Origin of the sequence: Citrobacter sp. Marseille-Q5395, from assembly GCF_947057495.1 — a bacterium.
Lineage (GTDB): Bacteria > Pseudomonadota > Gammaproteobacteria > Enterobacterales > Enterobacteriaceae > Citrobacter > Citrobacter murliniae.
The window spans coordinates 205416-225076 of record NZ_CAMSEL010000006.1; the positions used below are offsets into that span (position 1 = coordinate 205416).

At 53.0% G+C, this 19661-nt stretch carries 15 protein-coding genes; all 15 read left to right on the top strand.

Annotation, left to right across the window (positions count from 1 at the left end; translation table 11 throughout):
- Positions 1-13: 13 nt before the first annotated feature.
- Positions 14-1780 (top strand): peptidoglycan glycosyltransferase FtsI, encoded by a 1767-nt coding sequence (gene ftsI, locus OH663_RS09195; protein ID WP_045439796.1) that lies wholly within the window; start codon positions 14-16, stop codon positions 1778-1780.
- Complete coding sequence (gene murE, locus OH663_RS09200) at positions 1767-3254, top strand: UDP-N-acetylmuramoyl-L-alanyl-D-glutamate--2,6-diaminopimelate ligase (RefSeq protein ID WP_200011447.1); 1488 nt, start codon at positions 1767-1769, stop codon at positions 3252-3254. The genes ftsI and murE overlap by 14 nt, the downstream gene beginning before the upstream one ends.
- The gene (gene murF / locus OH663_RS09205) at positions 3251-4609 is read left to right on the top strand and encodes a UDP-N-acetylmuramoyl-tripeptide--D-alanyl-D-alanine ligase (protein WP_045439800.1); all 1359 of its coding nucleotides are present in this window, start codon (positions 3251-3253) and stop codon (positions 4607-4609) included. The genes murE and murF overlap by 4 nt, the downstream gene beginning before the upstream one ends.
- Positions 4603-5685, top strand: a complete 1083-nt coding sequence (mraY, locus tag OH663_RS09210) for a phospho-N-acetylmuramoyl-pentapeptide-transferase (protein ID WP_045439803.1) — start codon at positions 4603-4605, stop codon at positions 5683-5685. The genes murF and mraY overlap by 7 nt, the downstream gene beginning before the upstream one ends.
- Positions 5686-5687: 2 nt before the next feature.
- On the top strand, positions 5688-7004 hold the full coding sequence (gene murD, locus OH663_RS09215) for a UDP-N-acetylmuramoyl-L-alanine--D-glutamate ligase (protein WP_200011457.1): 1317 nt from the start codon (positions 5688-5690) through the stop codon (positions 7002-7004).
- The gene (gene ftsW / locus OH663_RS09220; protein ID WP_045439809.1) at positions 7004-8248 is read left to right on the top strand and encodes a cell division protein FtsW; all 1245 of its coding nucleotides are present in this window, start codon (positions 7004-7006) and stop codon (positions 8246-8248) included. The genes murD and ftsW overlap by 1 nt, the downstream gene beginning before the upstream one ends.
- Positions 8245-9312: an undecaprenyldiphospho-muramoylpentapeptide beta-N-acetylglucosaminyltransferase gene (murG, locus tag OH663_RS09225; RefSeq protein ID WP_200011460.1), complete on the top strand. Its 1068-nt coding sequence runs from the start codon at positions 8245-8247 to the stop codon at positions 9310-9312. Before ftsW ends, murG begins: the two co-directional genes overlap by 4 nt.
- A 53-nt stretch (positions 9313-9365) precedes the next feature.
- Positions 9366-10841 carry a UDP-N-acetylmuramate--L-alanine ligase gene (gene murC / locus OH663_RS09230; protein WP_045439815.1) on the top strand — a complete coding sequence of 492 codons (1476 nt, stop codon included), beginning with the start codon at positions 9366-9368 and terminating at the stop codon, positions 10839-10841.
- A complete protein-coding gene (locus OH663_RS09235; RefSeq protein WP_045439818.1) occupies positions 10834-11754 on the top strand; it encodes a D-alanine--D-alanine ligase in 921 nt (306 codons plus the stop codon). The genes murC and OH663_RS09235 overlap by 8 nt, the downstream gene beginning before the upstream one ends.
- A 1-nt stretch (position 11755) precedes the next feature.
- Positions 11756-12589: a cell division protein FtsQ gene (gene ftsQ / locus OH663_RS09240; protein ID WP_045439820.1), complete on the top strand. Its 834-nt coding sequence runs from the start codon at positions 11756-11758 to the stop codon at positions 12587-12589.
- Positions 12586-13848 (top strand): cell division protein FtsA, encoded by a 1263-nt coding sequence (gene ftsA, locus OH663_RS09245; protein ID WP_003018755.1) that lies wholly within the window; start codon positions 12586-12588, stop codon positions 13846-13848. The genes ftsQ and ftsA overlap by 4 nt, the downstream gene beginning before the upstream one ends.
- 60 nt (positions 13849-13908) lie before the next feature.
- On the top strand, positions 13909-15060 hold the full coding sequence (gene ftsZ / locus OH663_RS09250) for a cell division protein FtsZ (protein ID WP_003018753.1): 1152 nt from the start codon (positions 13909-13911) through the stop codon (positions 15058-15060).
- A 100-nt stretch (positions 15061-15160) separates the two neighbouring features.
- On the top strand, positions 15161-16078 hold the full coding sequence (lpxC, locus tag OH663_RS09255) for a UDP-3-O-acyl-N-acetylglucosamine deacetylase (protein WP_045439825.1): 918 nt from the start codon (positions 15161-15163) through the stop codon (positions 16076-16078).
- A 283-nt stretch (positions 16079-16361) separates the two neighbouring features.
- Positions 16362-16868 (top strand): secA translation cis-regulator SecM, encoded by a 507-nt coding sequence (gene secM, locus OH663_RS09260; protein WP_045439828.1) that lies wholly within the window; start codon positions 16362-16364, stop codon positions 16866-16868.
- A gap of 60 nt (positions 16869-16928) precedes the next feature.
- Complete coding sequence (gene secA, locus OH663_RS09265; protein ID WP_045439831.1) at positions 16929-19634, top strand: preprotein translocase subunit SecA; 2706 nt, start codon at positions 16929-16931, stop codon at positions 19632-19634.
- Positions 19635-19661 lie beyond the last annotated feature (27 nt).

Below are 19661 nucleotides of genomic sequence, written 5' to 3' on the forward strand. Positions count from 1 at the left end.
ATAAACGCGACGCATGAAAGCAGCGGCAAAGACGCACAAACCAAAACGCCAGGAAGAACAAGCCAACTTTATCAGTTGGCGTTTTGCGTTACTGTGCGGTTGTATTTTGCTGGCGCTGGGGTTCCTGCTGGGGCGCGTTGCCTGGCTGCAAATCATCGCGCCTGACATGCTGGTGCGCCAGGGCGACATGCGCTCTCTGCGCGTCCAGGAAGTTTCCACATCGCGCGGTATGATTACCGACCGTTCAGGACGTCCGTTGGCGGTGAGTGTGCCGGTTAAGGCTATCTGGGCTGATCCAAAAGAAGTGCATGATGCGGGCGGTGTTAGCGTTGGTGAGCGCTGGAGAGCGCTTTCGACTGCGTTGAACATTCCGCTTGATCAACTGGCCTCCAGAATTAACGCTAACCCGAAAGGGCGTTTTATCTACCTCGCACGTCAGGTCAACCCTGACATGGCTGACTACATCAAGAAACTGAAGCTACCGGGGATCCATCTGCGTGAAGAATCCCGTCGTTACTACCCTTCCGGGGAAGTGACCGCTCACCTCATCGGTTTCACCAACGTCGACAGCCAGGGGATTGAAGGCGTTGAGAAGAGTTTTGATAAATGGCTCACCGGTCAACCTGGCGAGCGTGTGGTGCGTAAAGATCGCTATGGCCGTGTTATTGAAGACATCTCGTCGACCGATAGCCAGGCGGCGCATAATCTTGCATTAAGTATTGATGAGCGCTTGCAGGCGCTGGTCTACCGCGAACTGAACAACGCTGTTGCCTTTAACAAAGCAGAATCGGGCAGCGCCGTGTTAGTCGATGTTAACACGGGTGAAGTGCTGGCGATGGCGAATAGCCCTTCCTATAACCCAAACAACCTCACCGGTACGCCGAAGGATGCAATGCGTAACCGTACCATCACTGACGTGTTTGAGCCGGGTTCTACCGTCAAACCGATGGTGGTGATGACGGCACTGCAGCGCGGTGTGGTTCGCGAAAATACCGTACTGAACACTATTCCCTACCGAATTAATGGTCACGAAATTAAAGACGTGGCGCGTTATAGCGAATTGACCCTCACCGGGGTCTTGCAGAAGTCGAGTAACGTCGGTGTTTCCAAGCTGGCGTTAGCGATGCCGTCCTCAGCGTTAGTAGATACTTACTCACGTTTTGGGCTGGGAAAAGCGACCAATTTGGGGTTGGTCGGAGAACGCAGTGGCTTATATCCTCAAAAACAACGGTGGTCTGACATAGAGAGGGCCACCTTCTCTTTCGGCTATGGGCTAATGGTAACCCCGTTACAGTTAGCGCGAGTCTACGCAACCATCGGCAGCTATGGCGTTTATCGTCCGCTGTCGATTACCAAAGTTGATCCTCCTGTTCCGGGCGAGCGTATCTTCCCGGAGTCGACCGTACGCACCGTGGTGCACATGATGGAAAGCGTCGCGCTGCCTGGCGGCGGCGGCGTGAAGGCGGCGATTAAAGGCTATCGCATCGCTATTAAAACCGGTACGGCGAAAAAAGTAGGGCCGGATGGCCGCTACATCAATAAATACATTGCTTATACCGCAGGTGTTGCGCCTGCGAGTCAGCCGCGCTTCGCGCTGGTTGTTGTTATCAACGATCCGCAGGCGGGTAAATACTACGGTGGCGCCGTTTCCGCGCCGGTCTTTGGTGCCATCATGGGGGGCGTACTGCGTACCATGAACATCGAACCGGATGCGCTGGCAACGAGCGATAAAAATGAATTTGTGAATAATCAAGGCGAGGCAACAGGTGGCAGATCGTAATTTGCGCGACCTTCTTGCTCCATGGGTGCCGGGTGCACCGGAGCGAGCACTGCGGGAGATGACACTCGACAGCCGTGTGGCTGCATCGGGGGATCTCTTTGTGGCAGTGGTAGGTCATCAGGCGGACGGGCGTCGATATATCCCGCAGGCGATAGCGCAAGGTGTAGCTGCCATAATTGCAGAGGCAAAAGACGAGGCAACCGACGGTGAAATCCGTGAAATGCACGGTGTGCCAGTAATCTATCTTAGCCAGCTTAATGAACGTTTATCTGCACTGGCGGGCCGCTTTTACCACGAGCCATCTGAGAATATGCGCCTGGTCGGTGTGACCGGGACCAACGGTAAAACCACCACCACCCAACTGCTGGCGCAATGGAGTCAGCTGCTTGGTGAGACCAGTGCAGTGATGGGCACGGTAGGCAATGGTCTGCTGGGCAAAGTGATCCCGACCGAGAATACCACCGGTTCAGCTGTTGACGTTCAGCACGTGCTGGCGGGACTGGTTGAGCAGGGTGCAACGTTTGGAGCAATGGAAGTCTCGTCCCACGGTCTGGTTCAGCATCGCGTGGCGGCTTTGAAATTTGCCGCATCGGTATTTACCAATTTAAGTCGTGATCACCTCGACTATCACGGCGATATGGAGCATTACGAAGCGGCTAAATGGCTGCTGTACTCCACCCATCATTGCGGTCAGGCCATCGTCAATGCCGATGATGAAGTTGGTCGTCGCTGGCTGGCAAAACTGCCTGATGCGGTTGCCGTTTCGATGGAAGACCATATCAACTCTAACTGTCACGGACGTTGGTTGAAAGCAGTAGACGTGAATTACCACGACAGCGGCGCGACAATTCGTTTCACTTCTTCGTGGGGCGACGGTGAAATTGAAAGCCGCCTGATGGGGGCATTCAACGTCAGCAACCTGCTGCTGGCGCTGGCAACGCTGCTGGCGCTCGGGTATCCGTTAGCAGAATTACTGAAAACGGCTGCGCGCCTGCAACCGGTTTGTGGACGTATGGAAGTGTTCAGCGCGCCGGGCAAAACCACGGTGGTGGTTGATTATGCCCACACGCCGGATGCGCTGGAAAAAGCGTTGCAGGCAGCACGTCTACACTGTGCCGGTAAACTGTGGTGCGTCTTTGGCTGTGGCGGCGATCGTGACAAAGGTAAACGCCCGCTGATGGGGGCTATTGCAGAGCAGTTTGCTGATGTAGTCGTGGTGACGGACGACAACCCGCGCACCGAAGAACCACGCGCCATCATTAACGACATTCTGGCGGGGATGCTGGATGCCGGGCATGCGAAGGTGATGGAAGGGCGCGCTGAAGCGGTGACAAACGCCATCATGCAGGCGAAAGAAAACGACGTGGTGCTGGTGGCAGGGAAAGGTCACGAGGATTACCAGATCGTCGGGTCTCATCGCCTTGACTACTCTGACCGTGTTACGGCAGCCCGCTTGCTGGGGGTGATCGCATGATTAGCGTAACCCTCAGCCAACTGACGGAGATCCTCCGAGGCGAACTGAAAGGGGCCGATCTGACCCTGGATGCAGTTACAACCGATACGCGTAAAGTCACGCCGGGCTGTTTGTTTGTGGCGCTGAAAGGCGAACGCTTTGATGCTCACGATTTTGCTGAACAAGCAAAAGCGAGCGGGGCTGGCGCACTGCTGGTTAGCCGTCCGCTGGAAATCGATTTGCCGCAATTGATTGTGAAGGATACGCGACTGGCGTTCGGTGAGCTGGCAGCGTGGGTTCGCGCGCAAGTTCCGGCTCGCGTGGTAGCGCTGACCGGTTCATCCGGTAAAACGTCTGTCAAAGAGATGACCGCTTCTATTCTGAGCCAGTGCGGAAATACCCTGTACACGGCTGGCAACCTGAATAATGACATTGGCGTACCAATGACGCTGCTGCGGTTAAACAACGATTATGACTATGCCGTGATTGAACTTGGCGCCAATCATCAGGGTGAGATCGCGTGGACTGTCGGTCTGACGCGTCCAGAAGCTGCGCTGGTTAACAATCTTGCTGCGGCTCACCTGGAAGGGTTTGGTTCGCTTGCGGGTGTGGCCAAAGCCAAAGGCGAAATCTTTACCGGTCTGTCGGCGAACGGCATTGCCATTATGAATGCTGATAACAACGACTGGCTGAACTGGCAGAACGTTATTGGCGATCGCAAAGTCTGGCGCTTTTCCCCGAATGCGGCCAACAGCGATTTTTCTGCAACCAACATTCATATCACCTCGCACGGTACTGAGTTTTCTCTGCAAACGCCTGTGGGCAGCATTGATGTCCTGCTGCCATTACCGGGCCGCCACAACATTGCCAACGCATTGGCTGCGGCCGCGCTCTCAATGGCAGTTGGCGCTACGCATGAGGCAATTAAAACCGGTCTGAAGGATCTGAAAGCAGTGCCGGGGCGTCTGTTCCCGATTCAACTTGCTGAAAATCAGCTGCTGCTGGACGACTCCTATAACGCGAACGTTGGTTCGATGACCGCGGCGGTACAGGTTCTGTCCGAAATGCCGGGCTACCGTGTGCTGGTGGTGGGGGATATGGCAGAGCTTGGTGCGGAAAGTGAAGCATGCCACGTACAGGTAGGTGAAGCAGCGAAAGCGGCAGGCATTGACCGTGTACTGAGTACAGGGAAACTGAGCAAGGCAATTAGCGATGCCAGCGGGGTTGGCGAGCATTTTGCGGATAAAACCGTGCTGACCGCGCATCTTAAAACGCTGATTGCAGAGCATCAGGTAATGACGATTTTAGTGAAGGGTTCACGTAGTGCCGCTATGGAAGAGGTAGTACGCGCATTACAGGAGAATGGAACATGTTAGTTTGGCTGGCCGAACATTTGGTCAAATATTATTCCGGCTTTAACGTCTTTTCCTATCTGACGTTTCGCGCCATCGTCAGCCTGCTGACCGCGCTGTTCATCTCTTTGTGGATGGGCCCGCGCATGATTGCCCGTCTGCAAAAAATGTCTTTTGGTCAGGTCGTTCGTAACGACGGCCCGGAATCACACTTCAGTAAACGCGGTACGCCGACTATGGGCGGCATTATGATCCTCACCGCGATTGTCATCTCCGTTCTGCTGTGGGCCTATCCATCGAATCCTTACGTCTGGTGCGTGTTAGTGGTTCTGATTGGCTACGGCATTATCGGTTTCGTAGATGATTACCGCAAAGTCGTGCGTAAAGACACCAAGGGCCTGATAGCCCGCTGGAAGTACTTTTGGATGTCGGTGATTGCGTTAGGTGTTGCGTTCGCGCTGTATCTGGCGGGGAAAGATACTCCGGCAACTGAGCTGGTGGTGCCGTTCTTTAAAGATGTGATGCCGCAGTTGGGTCTGTTCTATGTCCTGCTGGCGTATTTCGTCATTGTTGGTACCGGTAATGCGGTTAATCTGACCGATGGTCTGGATGGTCTGGCGATTATGCCTACCGTGTTCGTCGCGGCCGGATTTGCGCTGGTGGCGTGGGCGACCGGTAACATGAACTTTGCCAGCTATCTGCATATTCCCTATTTGCGCCATGCCGGTGAACTGGTGATCGTCTGTACGGCGATTGTGGGCGCGGGCCTTGGCTTCCTGTGGTTTAACACCTATCCGGCTCAGGTCTTTATGGGCGATGTCGGTTCGCTGGCACTGGGTGGCGCGCTGGGCATTATTGCTGTGCTGCTGCGTCAGGAATTCCTGTTGGTGATCATGGGTGGCGTATTTGTGGTAGAAACCCTGTCGGTTATTTTGCAGGTTGGTTCCTTCAAGCTGCGTGGACAGCGCATCTTCCGAATGGCGCCGATTCATCATCACTATGAATTGAAAGGCTGGCCGGAGCCGCGCGTGATTGTGCGCTTCTGGATTATTTCGCTGATGCTGGTGCTGATTGGCCTGGCAACGCTGAAGGTACGTTAATCATGGTTGATTACCAGGGTAAAAAAGTCGTCATTATCGGTCTGGGTTTGACCGGGTTGTCCTGCGTAGATTTCTTCCTCGCGCGTGGTGTAACGCCGCGCGTAATGGATACCCGTGCGACACCGCCGGGCCTGGATAAATTACCTGAAGCGGTTGAGCGTCATGTCGGCAGTCTGAATGATGACTGGCTGCTGGCTGCGGATTTAATCGTCGCCAGCCCTGGTATTGCACTGGCGCATCCTTCGTTAAGCGCTGCCGCGGATGCGGGTATTGAAATTGTCGGCGATATAGAACTGTTCTGCCGTGAAGCGCAGGCACCGATCGTCGCGATTACTGGCTCCAATGGTAAAAGTACGGTTACCACGTTAGTTGGCGAGATGGCGAAAGCGGCCGGTGTAAACGTGGGGGTGGGTGGCAACATTGGTTTACCCGCACTCATGCTACTGGACGCTGAACGTGAACTGTATGTTCTGGAGCTCTCCAGCTTCCAACTGGAGACAACCTCCAGCCTGCAGGCCGTGGCAGCAACCATTTTGAACGTTACTGAAGATCATATGGACCGCTATCCGTTTGGGTTGCAGCAGTATCGTGCCGCCAAACTGCGCGTCTACGAGAACGCGAAAGTCTGCGTCGTAAACGCAGATGATGCGTTAACCATGCCGATTCGTGGCGCCGATGAGCGTTGTGTGAGCTTTGGCGTCAATATGGGCGATTATCACCTTAACCGTCAGCAAGGGGAGACCTGGCTGCGGGTGAAGGGTGAAAAAATATTGAACGTGAAAGAGATGACTCTTTCCGGTCAGCATAACTATACCAACGCACTTGCGGCGTTGGCGCTGGCTGATGCAGCGGGTCTGCCTCGCGCCTCTAGTCTGAAAGCGCTGACGACATTCACCGGTCTGGCGCACCGCTTCCAACTGGTACTGGATCATAACGGCGTGCGGTGGATCAACGACTCGAAAGCCACCAATGTTGGCAGTACTGAAGCCGCGTTGAATGGACTACATGTTGATGGCACTTTGCATCTGCTCCTCGGTGGCGATGGAAAATCAGCAGATTTCTCTTCACTGGAGCGTTATTTGCACGGTGATCGTGTGCGTCTGTACTGCTTTGGGCGAGATGGTGGACAGCTGGCGGCACTGCGTCCGGACATCGCCGAACAAACTGAAACGATGGAAGAGGCGATGCGTTTGCTCGCTCCCCGCGTGAAGCCGGGTGATATGGTGCTGTTGTCGCCAGCTTGTGCCAGCCTTGATCAGTTCAAGAATTTTGAACAACGAGGCGATGTCTTTACCCGCCTGGCGAAGGAGTTGGGTTGATGCGATTATCTCTCCCTCGTCTGAGAATGCCGCGCTTACCAGGATTTGGTGTCCTGGCGTGGATCTTCGCGGCACTTAAAGGCTGGGTGATGGCTTCGCGTGACAAAGACGCGGATAGCCTGATCATGTACGACCGTATGCTGTTGTGGTTGACGTTCGGTCTGGCAGCGATCGGTTTTATCATGGTCACATCTGCGTCAATGCCTGTGGGGCAACGTCTGGCGGGCGATCCCTTCCTGTTCGCCAAGCGTGATGCACTGTACATTTTTCTGGCGTTCTGTCTGGCCATGGTTACGCTGCGTCTGCCTATGGAATTCTGGCAAAAGTACAGCACCACAATGCTGATCGCGTCGATCATCATGTTGCTGATCGTGCTGGTGGTTGGTAGCTCCGTTAACGGGGCATCACGCTGGATCGCACTGGGGCCGCTGCGTATTCAACCTGCGGAATTTACTAAGCTGTCGCTGTTCTGTTATCTCGCCAACTATCTGGTGCGTAAAGTTGATGAGGTACGTAACAACCTTCGCGGCTTCTTAAAACCGATGGGCGTGATTCTGGTGCTGGCCGTGCTACTGCTGGCACAGCCTGACCTCGGAACGGTAGTGGTGCTATTTGTCACTACGCTGGCGATGTTGTTCCTTGCCGGGGCTAAGTTGTGGCAGTTCATTGCCATCATCGGTATGGGGATTTCGGCGGTGGTGCTGCTGATCCTCGCGGAGCCGTACCGTATTCGCCGTGTAACCTCTTTCTGGAACCCATGGGAAGATCCGTTTGGCAGCGGTTACCAGCTGACGCAATCTTTGATGGCTTTCGGACGTGGTGAGATTTGGGGTCAGGGGCTGGGTAATTCAGTACAAAAACTGGAGTATTTGCCGGAAGCGCACACTGACTTTATCTTCGCCATTATTGGGGAAGAACTGGGTTATATCGGTGTGGTACTGGCACTTTTAATGGTATTCTTCGTCGCTTTTCGCGCGATGTCGATTGGTCGTAAGGCGCTGGAAATTGACCACCGTTTTTCAGGTTTCTTAGCCTGCTCCATCGGGATCTGGTTCAGTTTTCAGGCGCTGGTCAACGTCGGCGCGGCAGCAGGTATGCTGCCAACGAAAGGTCTGACGCTGCCGCTGATCAGTTATGGTGGTTCCAGTTTGTTGATCATGTCGACAGCCATCATGTTTTTGTTACGTATTGATTATGAAACGCGTCTGGAAAAAGCCCAGGCGTTTACACGAGGTGCACGATGAGTGGTCAACCGAAGCGGTTAATGGTGATGGCGGGCGGTACCGGCGGGCATGTGTTCCCGGGGCTGGCTGTCGCCCACCATTTAATGGCCCAGGGCTGGCAGGTTCGTTGGCTCGGCACCGCCGATCGTATGGAAGCGGACTTAGTGCCGAAGCATGGCATTGAAATTGACTTTATTCGCATCTCCGGTTTGCGTGGAAAGGGCATTAAAGCATTGCTGGCTGCGCCATTACGTATTTTTAATGCCTGGCGTCAGGCTCGCGCCATCATGAAGCAGTTTAAACCTGACGTAGTGCTCGGTATGGGCGGTTATGTGTCAGGTCCCGGTGGGCTGGCAGCCTGGTCGTTAGGTATTCCGGTGGTGCTGCACGAACAGAACGGCATCGCGGGATTGACCAATAAATGGCTGGCGAAGATTGCAACGACGGTCATGCAGGCATTTCCTGGCGCCTTCCCTAAAGCGGAAGTGGTGGGTAACCCGGTGCGGACCGATGTGCTGGCGTTGCCGTTACCCAAGGTTCGTCTGGCCGGACGTGAAGGCCCGGTTCGCGTGCTGGTTGTTGGTGGATCTCAGGGCGCGCGAGTGCTGAATCAGACGCTGCCGCAGGTTGCCGCAAAACTTGGTGACGAGGTGACTATCTGGCATCAGAGCGGCAAAGGCGCACAGCAAACCGTTGAACAGGCTTACGCGGAAGCGGGGCAGCCGCAGCATAAGGTCACCGAGTTTATTGATGATATGGCCGCAGCCTATGCGTGGGCGGATGTCGTCGTGTGTCGTTCTGGTGCACTGACGGTGAGTGAGATTGCTGCTGCAGGTTTACCAGCGCTGTTTGTGCCGTTTCAACACAAAGACAGGCAACAGTACTGGAATGCGCTTCCACTGGAAAAAGCGGGCGCAGCAAAAATTTTAGAGCAGCCGCAGTTTACTGTGGATGCCGTCGTAAGCACCCTTTCCGGGTGGTCGCGAGAAACTTTATTAACCATGGCAGAACGTGCACGCGCTGCATCCATACCGGATGCCACTGAGCGTGTGGCAAATGAAGTCAGTCGGGCTGCCCGGGTGTAATTGTGGTGATGCCTTTTGCATCACAGGATATTTCGAAGTTAATGGCGTAAAGAATGAATACACAACAATTGGCAAAACTGCGTTCCATCGTGCCCGAAATGCGTCGCGTTCGGCACATTCACTTTGTCGGCATCGGTGGTGCTGGTATGGGCGGTATTGCCGAAGTTTTGGCCAATGAAGGTTATCAGATTAGCGGTTCTGACTTAGCGCCGAATCCGGTTACTCAACAGCTGACGAACCTGGGGGCCACCATTTTCTTCAACCATCGTCCGGAAAACGTGCGTGATGCGAGCGTGGTAGTAGTTTCCAGCGCAATTTCTGCAGATAACCCGGAAATCGTTGCGGCACACGAGGCACGTATCCCGGTGATCCGCCGTGCAGAGATGCTTGCAGAGTTAATGCGTTTTCGTCACGGCATCGCCATTGCCGGGACGCATGGTAAAACCACGACGACCGCGATGGTTTCCAGTATCTATGCGGAAGCGGGGCTGGATCCAACCTTCGTAAACGGTGGTCTGGTGAAAGCGGCGGGCGTGCATGCGCGTCTGGGGCATAGCCGTTATTTGATTGCGGAAGCGGATGAGAGCGATGCGTCGTTCCTGCATTTGCAGCCGATGGTGGCGATTGTCACCAATATCGAAGCTGACCATATGGATACTTACCATGGTGATTTCGAAAATTTAAAGCAGACCTTTATTAATTTCCTGCATAACTTGCCGTTTTATGGTCGTGCGGTGATGTGCGTTGACGATCCGGTGATCCGCGAATTGTTACCACGCGTAGGTCGCCAGACAACGACCTATGGTTTTAGCGATGACGCAGACGTACGCGTTGAAGATTATCAGCAGATTGGCCCACAGGGGCACTTCACGCTGATGCGTCAGGGGATGGCCGATCTGCGCGTGACGTTGAATGCGCCAGGGCGTCACAATGCGCTGAACGCGGCGGCAGCTGTTGCCGTGGCAACGGAAGAGGGCATTGAAGACGAGGCGATCCTACGCGCGCTGGAAAGTTTCCAGGGAACCGGACGTCGTTTTGACTTCCTTGGTGAATTCCCACTTGAACCGGTAAACGGTAAAACAGGGACCGCGATGCTAGTGGATGACTACGGGCATCATCCAACGGAAGTGGATGCAACGATTAAAGCTGCACGTGCAGGCTGGCCGGATAAAAATCTGGTGATGTTGTTTCAGCCGCACCGCTTCACGCGTACCCGCGATCTGTACGATGACTTTGCCAACGTACTGACTCAAGTAGACACGCTGCTGATGCTGGATGTTTATGCTGCAGGTGAAGCGCCGATTCCTGGTGCTGACAGTCGTTCACTGTGCCGTACTATCCGTGGTCGCGGTAAGATCGACCCTATTTTAGTGTCCGATCCGGCTCAGGTGGCGGAAATGTTGGCACCGGTATTAACCGGAAACGATCTGATTTTGGTGCAAGGCGCTGGAAATATCGGCAAAATCGCGCGTTCCTTAGCTGAAATCAAACTGAAGCCGCAAAACCCGGAGGAAGAACAACATGGCTGATAAAATTGCGGTCCTGTTGGGAGGAACCTCCGCAGAGCGAGAAGTATCGCTGAATTCTGGTGCAGCTGTACTGGCCGGATTACGTGAAGGTGGTGTGGATGCACACCCGATTGACCCAAAAGAGATTGATGTCACTCTTCTGAAATCTATGGGCTTTCAGAAGGTGTTTATTGCGTTACATGGCCGTGGCGGTGAAGATGGCACCTTGCAGGGCATGTTGGATCTGATTGGCCTGCCGTACACCGGCAGTGGGGTCATGGCTTCTGCTATCTCGATGGACAAACTGCGCAGTAAGTTGCTGTGGCAGGGCGCAGGCTTACCCGTTGCGCCGTGGGTCGCATTGACCCGCGCTGAGTTCGAAAAAGGGCTTGGTGATGAAGTGGCTACGAAAATCTCTGCGCTAGGTTTACCGCTTATTGTTAAGCCAAGCCGCGAAGGCTCCAGCGTGGGGATGTCAAAAGTTGAAGAAGAAAATGCTTTGCAGAGTGCATTAGCATTGGCTTTTCAGCATGATGAAGAAGTACTGATCGAAAAATGGCTAAGTGGCCCGGAATTCACAGTTGCGATACTTGGCGAAGAAATTTTACCGTCAATACGTATCCAACCGGCGGGAACCTTCTATGATTATGAGGCGAAGTATCTGTCTGATGAGACACAATATTTCTGTCCCGCTGGTCTGGAAGACGAACAAGAAGCGGCTTTACAGGCATTAGTCCTGAAAGCATGGACTGCGTTGGGCTGTAAAGGTTGGGGACGCATCGACGTCATGCTGGACAGCGATGGTCAGTTTTATCTGCTGGAAGCGAATACCTCTCCGGGTATGACCAGCCATAGTCTGGTGCCCATGGCGGCGCGTCAGGCGGGCTTAAGTTTCTCGCAGTTGGTGGTACGAATTCTGGAGTTGGCGGACTGATATGTCGCAGGCTGCGCTGAACACGCGAAACGGTGATGAAGAAGAGGTTCTCTCCTCACGCCGCAATAATGGAACGCGTCTTGCAGGAATACTGTTTCTGCTGACAGTGCTGTGCACCGTGTTTGTGAGCGGCTGGGTGGTGTTGGGATGGATGGAAGATGCGCAGCGTTTGCCTTTGTCGAAGCTGGTATTGACCGGTGAACGGCATTACACGCGCAATGACGATATTCGTCAGTCCATTCTGGCGCTAGGCGCACCTGGAACCTTTATGACTCAGGATGTGAATATCATCCAGAGTCAAATTGAACGCCTCCCCTGGATTAAACAGGCGAGTGTCAGAAAGCAGTGGCCCGATGAATTGAAGATTCATCTGGTTGAATATGTGCCGATAGCGCGTTGGAATGACCAGCATATGGTGGATGCTGAAGGAAATACATTCAGTATACCGGCTGGTCGAGCTAACAAGCAGGTATTACCTATGTTGTATGGCCCGGAAGGCAGCGCAAATGAAGTGTTGCAAGGGTTCCGCGATATGGGGCAGGTGCTGGCTAAGGATAGATTCACCCTGAAGGAAGCGGCGATGACCGCTCGTCGTTCCTGGCAGTTGACGCTGAATAACGATATTAAGCTCAATCTGGGCAGGGGCGATACGATAAAACGTTTGGCTCGCTTTGTGGAACTTTACCCGGTTTTACAGCAGCAGGCGCAAACCGATGGCAAACGGATTAGCTACGTTGATTTGCGTTATGACTCAGGAGCGGCAGTAGGCTGGGTTCCCTTGCCTCCTGAGGAATCTAATCAGCAACAGAATCAGGCACAGGCAGAACAACAATGATCAAGGCGACGGACAGAAAACTGGTAGTTGGACTGGAGATTGGCACCGCGAAGGTAGCCGCTTTAGTAGGGGAAGTTCTGCCCGACGGTATGGTCAATATCATTGGCGTGGGCAGTTGCCCGTCGCGAGGTATGGATAAAGGTGGGGTGAACGACCTTGAGTCAGTGGTGAAGTGCGTACAGCGCGCCATTGACCAGGCTGAACTGATGGCGGATTGCCAGATTTCTTCGGTGTATCTGGCGCTTTCAGGTAAACATATTAGCTGTCAGAATGAAATTGGTATGGTGCCGATTTCCGAAGAGGAAGTGACCCAGGAAGATGTGGAAAACGTTGTGCATACGGCAAAATCCGTACGCGTACGCGATGAGCATCGTGTTTTGCACGTTATTCCACAGGAATACGCCATTGATTACCAGGAAGGTATTAAAAATCCGGTGGGTCTTTCCGGCGTGCGTATGCAGGCAAAAGTTCATCTGATTACCTGCCACAACGATATGGCGAAGAACATTGTTAAAGCCGTTGAACGTTGTGGTCTGAAAGTTGACCAACTTATATTTGCCGGGTTGGCAGCCAGTTATTCTGTTTTGACGGAAGACGAACGTGAACTGGGTGTCTGCGTGGTGGATATCGGTGGTGGTACAATGGATATCGCCGTTTATACTGGCGGGGCATTGCGTCATACCAAAGTAATTCCTTACGCAGGGAATGTGGTAACCAGCGATATCGCGTACGCCTTTGGTACGCCGCCAAGTGATGCTGAAGCCATCAAAGTTCGTCATGGCTGCGCACTGGGTTCTATCGTTGGTAAAGATGAAAGCGTTGAAGTGCCAAGCGTGGGCGGTCGTCCGCCGCGCAGTCTGCAGCGTCAGACCCTGGCAGAAGTGATTGAGCCGCGTTATACCGAGCTGCTTAACCTGGTCAACGAAGAGATATTGCAATTACAGGAACAGCTTCGCCAGCAGGGTGTGAAACATCACCTGGCGGCGGGGATTGTGTTAACCGGCGGTGCTGCGCAAATTGAAGGCCTTGCAGCCTGCGCTCAGCGCGTGTTCCATACGCAGGTGCGTATTGGCGCACCGCTGAATATCACCGGTCTGACAGATTATGCCCAGGAGCCGTATTATTCAACGGCTGTGGGGCTGCTTCACTACGGGAAAGAATCCCATTTGAGTGGTGAGGCTGAAGTTGAAAAACGCGTTACGGCATCGGTTGGCTCGTGGATCAAACGACTCAATAGCTGGCTGAGAAAAGAGTTCTAATTTTTATGAGGCTGGCAAATATTACGGCCTCAGGCGACAGGCACAACGGAGAGAGAAACTATGTTTGAACCTATGGAACTAACCAATGACGCGGTGATTAAAGTCATCGGCGTCGGCGGCGGCGGCGGTAATGCCGTTGAACACATGGTGCGCGAGCGCATCGAAGGTGTTGAATTCTTCGCGGTGAATACCGACGCTCAGGCGTTGCGTAAGACGGCGGTTGGACAGACCATTCAGATTGGTAGCGGCATCACCAAGGGTCTGGGCGCGGGTGCAAACCCGGAAGTCGGTCGCAATGCGGCAGATGAAGATCGTGAAGCTCTGCGTGCAGCGCTTGACGGCGCAGACATGGTGTTTATCGCAGCAGGCATGGGTGGCGGTACCGGAACCGGTGCAGCGCCAGTGGTAGCTGAAGTAGCAAAAGATTTAGGTATTCTGACCGTTGCTGTCGTCACCAAGCCTTTTAACTTCGAAGGCAAGAAGCGTATGGCATTCGCGGAGCAGGGGATCACTGAGTTGTCCAAACATGTGGACTCTCTGATCACTATCCCGAACGATAAACTGCTGAAAGTGCTGGGACGCGGTATTTCTCTGCTGGACGCGTTTGGTGCAGCGAACGATGTGCTGAAAGGCGCAGTTCAGGGTATCGCCGAACTGATCACCCGTCCGGGTCTGATGAACGTTGACTTTGCAGACGTGCGCACAGTGATGTCCGAAATGGGCTACGCGATGATGGGTTCCGGTGTGGCGAGCGGTGAAGACCGTGCAGAAGAAGCGGCTGAAATGGCTATCTCTTCTCCGCTGCTGGAAGACATCGATCTGTCGGGTGCGCGTGGCGTGCTGGTCAACATTACTGCGGGCTTCGACCTGCGTCTGGATGAGTTCGAAACTGTAGGTAACACCATCCGTGCATTTGCATCGGATAACGCGACCGTGGTTATCGGTACCTCTCTGGACCCGGATATGAACGACGAACTGCGCGTCACCGTTGTTGCCACTGGAATTGGTATGGACAAGCGTCCTGAAATCACTCTGGTGACCAACAAGCAGGTACAGCAACCAGTAATGGATCGTTACCAGCAGCACGGTATGGCACCGTTGACGCAAGAACAGAAACCGGTAGCAAAAGTGGTAAACGACAATACGCCGCAGACCACCAAAGAGCCGGATTATCTGGATATCCCCGCATTCCTGCGTAAGCAAGCTGATTAAGAATTAGCTGGAATTTGGGAATTGTGCCTCTTTGTGCTAAACTGGCCCACCGAATGTATAGTACACTTCGGTTGGATAGGTAATTTGGCGAGATTATACGATGATCAAACAAAGGACTCTTAAACGTATCGTTCAGGCGACTGGCGTCGGTTTGCATACCGGCAAAAAAGTCACCCTGACATTACGCCCTGCGCCGGCAAACACCGGGGTCATCTATCGTCGCACCGACTTGAATCCTCCGGTAGATTTCCCGGCCGATGCCAAATCTGTGCGTGATACCATGCTCTGTACGTGTCTGGTCAATGAGCATGATGTACGGATTTCAACCGTTGAGCACCTGAATGCTGCTCTGGCGGGCTTAGGTATCGATAACATTGTTATTGAGGTTAATGCCCCGGAAATCCCGATCATGGATGGCAGTGCTGCTCCGTTCGTTTACTTGCTGCTTGATGCAGGTATTGAAGAACTGAACTGCGCCAAAAAATTTGTACGCATCAAAGAGACTGTTCGTGTCGAAGATGGCGACAAGTGGGCTGAATTCAAACCGTACAATGGTTTCTCGTTGGACTTTACCATCGACTTTAACCATCCGGCGATTGACTCCAGTACACAGCGCTATGCGATGAACTTCTCTGCGGATGCGTTCATGCGCCAGATTAGCCGCGCGCGTACTTTCGGTTTCATGCGTGATATCGAATATCTGCAGTCCCGTGGCCTGTGCCTGGGCGGCAGCTTCGATTGTGCCATCGTTGTTGACGATTATCGCGTATTGAACGAAGACGGTCTGCGTTTTGAAGATGAATTCGTTCGTCACAAAATGCTCGACGCGATTGGTGACTTGTTCATGTGTGGTCACAATATTATTGGTGCATTTACCGCGTATAAATCCGGTCATGCATTGAATAACAAATTGTTGCAGGCCGTCCTGGCAAAACAGGAAGCCTGGGAATTTGTGACCTTCCAGGACGATGCAGAACTGCCGTTGGCGTTCAAAGCACCTTCGACCGTACTGGCGTAACGACACAAGCTGTCGCATAAATTCGACTGGTAAATCTGGCACTCTCTCCGGCCAGATGAGCCAGTCGTTTTTTTATTGTATTGATTGACCACTACCTTTCCCGATGCAATTTTTTCTCTGTCACGACATTAAAATACAGTGCGTTCGCTGCTTTCTTAAGCATATTTAGCTGTGACTTATCGTCATTACTGCTGTGGAGCGTACACTTTAATGATAAGATTTGTGCGCAAAAAAAGTTTTGAATTCATAACCCCAAATTCAGGGTATATCAGGTGGCAATAACGTGAGTGGAATACTGACGCGATGGCGACAGTTAGGCAGACGGTACTTCTGGCCGCATCTCCTGTTGGGGATGGTCGCGGCGAGTTTTGGCCTGCCTGCGCTCGGTAATACTGCTGAACCTAATACTCCCGCAAAAGCGACAGCCAGTAATCACGAGCAATCAGCTAAGGTTAACTTTAGCCAGCTCGCATTGCTGGAAGCGACTAATCGTCGTCCGAATTTTACCGTCGATTATTGGCATCAGCATGCTATTCGTACGGTCATTCGCCACCTATCTTTTGCCATGGCCCCTCAGGCGCTTCCCGTTGCCGAAGAGCCCTTGCCAATTCAGGCGCATCATCTTGCTTTGCTGAATACGCTCAGCGCGATGCTGACGCAAGAAGGCCGACCGCCAGCGACCGTAAGTCGCGTGACGTATGCACATTTTACTTCTCAAGCCGCGTTTAGCATCCCTGTCTGGATAAGCCAGCGACAGGGGATCCGCGCTGGCCCTCAACGCCTCAGCTAAAAAAGAACCTTCCAACTTATAATTTTTGACTCCGCACCGCGGGGCGTTTGAGATTTTATTATGCTAATCAAATTATTAACGAAAGTATTCGGTAGCCGTAACGAACGTACGCTGCGTCGTATGCGTAAAGTGGTTAACGTCATTAATGCGATGGAACCGGAGATGGAAAAACTCTCCGATGACGAACTGAAAGCAAAGACCGCCGAATTCCGTGCGCGTCTGGAAAAGGGCGCAAGTGTTGAAAGCCTGATCCCTGAAGCGTTTGCTGTTGTCCGTGAGGCGAGTAAGCGCGTGTTTGGCATGCGCCACTTCGACGTCCAGTTGCTGGGTGGTATGGTCCTCAACGATCGCTGCATCGCCGAAATGCGTACCGGTGAAGGTAAAACTTTGACCGCAACGCTGCCCGCTTACCTGAATGCGTTAAGTGGTAAGGGCGTACACGTTGTCACCGTCAACGACTATCTGGCGCAGCGTGACGCCGAAAATAACCGCCCGCTGTTTGAATTCCTCGGCATGACCGTGGGTATCAACATGTCAGGATTACCTGCACCTGCTAAGCGTGAAGCTTATGCGGCAGATATCACCTACGGTACCAACAACGAATACGGCTTTGACTACCTGCGCGACAACATGGCATTTAGCCCGGAAGAGCGTGTTCAACGTAAACTGCACTATGCGCTGGTGGATGAGGTCGACTCCATCCTGATCGATGAAGCGCGTACTCCGCTGATCATTTCCGGCCCGGCAGAAGACAGCTCGGAAATGTACAAAAAAGTGAACAAAATCATCCCGCATCTGATCCGTCAGGAGAAGGAAGATTCTGATACTTTCCAGGGCGAAGGCCACTTCTCTGTCGATGAGAAAGCACGTCAGGTGAACCTGACGGAACGTGGTCTGGTACTGATTGAAGAACTGCTGGTGAACGAAGGCATTATGGATGAAGGTGAGTCACTGTACTCTCCGGGCAACATTATGCTGATGCATCACGTGACTGCTGCTCTGCGTGCGCACGTCCTGTTCACTCGCGATGTGGACTACATTGTGAAAGACGGTGAAGTTATCATCGTCGATGAGCACACCGGTCGTACTATGCAGGGGCGTCGCTGGTCCGATGGCCTGCATCAGGCTGTCGAAGCGAAAGAAGGGGTGGATATCCAGAACGAAAACCAGACTCTAGCTTCCATCACATTCCAGAACTACTTCCGTTTATACGAAAAACTGGCCGGTATGACCGGTACAGCAGATACCGAAGCGTTTGAATTCAGCTCTATCTACAAACTTGATACTGTTGTCGTGCCGACGAACCGTCCGATGATCCGTAAGGATTTACCGGATCTGGTGTACATGACTGAAGCTGAAAAAATTCAGGCAATCATTGAAGATATTAAAGAGCGTACCGCTAATGGCCAGCCGGTGCTGGTGGGTACTATCTCCATTGAAAAATCTGAAGTGGTCTCTAATGAGTTGACCAAAGCGGGTATCAAGCACAACGTTCTTAACGCCAAGTTCCACGCTAACGAAGCGGCGATTGTCGCGCAGGCGGGCTATCCGTCAGCCGTTACGATCGCAACTAACATGGCGGGGCGTGGTACGGATATCGTGTTGGGTGGTAGCTGGCAAGCCGAAGTCGCTGAGCTGGAAAACCCAACTGAAGAGCAGATCGCGAAGATTAAAGCTGACTGGCAGGTTCGCCATGACGCAGTATTAGCATCTGGCGGGTTGCACATTATTGGTACTGAGCGTCACGAGTCACGTCGTATCGATAACCAGCTGCGCGGTCGTTCTGGTCGCCAGGGGGATGCGGGTTCCTCTCGTTTCTACCTGTCGATGGAAGATGCGCTGATGCGTATTTTTGCCTCTGACCGTGTGTCTGGCATGATGCGTAAACTGGGTATGAAGCCGGGTGAAGCGATTGAACACCCGTGGGTAACTAAAGCGATTGCCAACGCCCAACGCAAGGTTGAAAGCCGTAACTTCGATATTCGTAAGCAACTGCTGGAATACGATGATGTCGCCAACGATCAGCGTCGCGCAATTTACAGCCAACGTAACGAGCTGCTGGACGTATCCGACGTAAGCGAAACCATCAACAGTATCCGTGAAGATGTCTTCAAAGCGACAATTGATGCGTACATTCCGCCTCAGTCACTGGAAGAGATGTGGGATATTCCGGGCCTACAGGAACGTTTGAAAAACGACTTCGATCTCGAAATGCCGATCTCAGAGTGGCTGGATAAAGAGCCTGAGCTGCATGAAGAAACGCTGCGCGAACGTATTCTGGCGAATGCCATTGAAGTTTATCAGCGTAAAGAAGAAGTTGTGGGCGCTGAAATGATGCGTCATTTCGAAAAAGGAGTGATGCTGCAAACCCTCGATTCCCTGTGGAAAGAGCACCTTGCCGCGATGGACTACCTGCGCCAGGGTATTCACCTGCGTGGTTACGCACAGAAAGATCCGAAGCAGGAATACAAACGCGAATCTTTCTCCATGTTTGCTTCAATGCTGGAATCACTTAAATATGAAGTGATCAGCACCCTGAGTAAAGTTCAGGTGCGTATGCCTGAAGAGGTGGAAGCGATGGAGCAGCAGCGTCGCGAAGACGCTGAGCGTTTAGCGCAGATGCAGCAGTTGAGCCATAAAGATGACGAGTCTGCTGTTGCAGAAGAGCTGGCAGCGCAAACCGGCGATCGTAAAGTCGGTCGTAACGATCCTTGCCCTTGCGGTTCTGGTAAAAAATACAAACAGTGCCATGGTCGTCTGAGCTAAAAAAATAACTTACTGAAAAGGCGCAGA

Coding starts and splice junctions, on each gene's coding strand:
- ftsI (WP_045439796.1), top strand. CDS start 14: ATGAAAGCAGCGGCAAAGACGCACAAACCAAAACGCCAGGAAGAACAA.
- murF (WP_045439800.1), top strand. CDS start 3,251: ATGATTAGCGTAACCCTCAGCCAACTGACGGAGATCCTCCGAGGCGAA.
- mraY (WP_045439803.1), top strand. CDS start 4,603: ATGTTAGTTTGGCTGGCCGAACATTTGGTCAAATATTATTCCGGCTTT.
- murD (WP_200011457.1), top strand. CDS start 5,688: ATGGTTGATTACCAGGGTAAAAAAGTCGTCATTATCGGTCTGGGTTTG.
- ftsW (WP_045439809.1), top strand. CDS start 7,004: ATGCGATTATCTCTCCCTCGTCTGAGAATGCCGCGCTTACCAGGATTT.
- murG (WP_200011460.1), top strand. CDS start 8,245: ATGAGTGGTCAACCGAAGCGGTTAATGGTGATGGCGGGCGGTACCGGC.
- murC (WP_045439815.1), top strand. CDS start 9,366: ATGAATACACAACAATTGGCAAAACTGCGTTCCATCGTGCCCGAAATG.
- OH663_RS09235 (WP_045439818.1), top strand. CDS start 10,834: ATGGCTGATAAAATTGCGGTCCTGTTGGGAGGAACCTCCGCAGAGCGA.
- ftsQ (WP_045439820.1), top strand. CDS start 11,756: ATGTCGCAGGCTGCGCTGAACACGCGAAACGGTGATGAAGAAGAGGTT.
- ftsA (WP_003018755.1), top strand. CDS start 12,586: ATGATCAAGGCGACGGACAGAAAACTGGTAGTTGGACTGGAGATTGGC.
- ftsZ (WP_003018753.1), top strand. CDS start 13,909: ATGTTTGAACCTATGGAACTAACCAATGACGCGGTGATTAAAGTCATC.
- lpxC (WP_045439825.1), top strand. CDS start 15,161: ATGATCAAACAAAGGACTCTTAAACGTATCGTTCAGGCGACTGGCGTC.
- secA (WP_045439831.1), top strand. CDS start 16,929: ATGCTAATCAAATTATTAACGAAAGTATTCGGTAGCCGTAACGAACGT.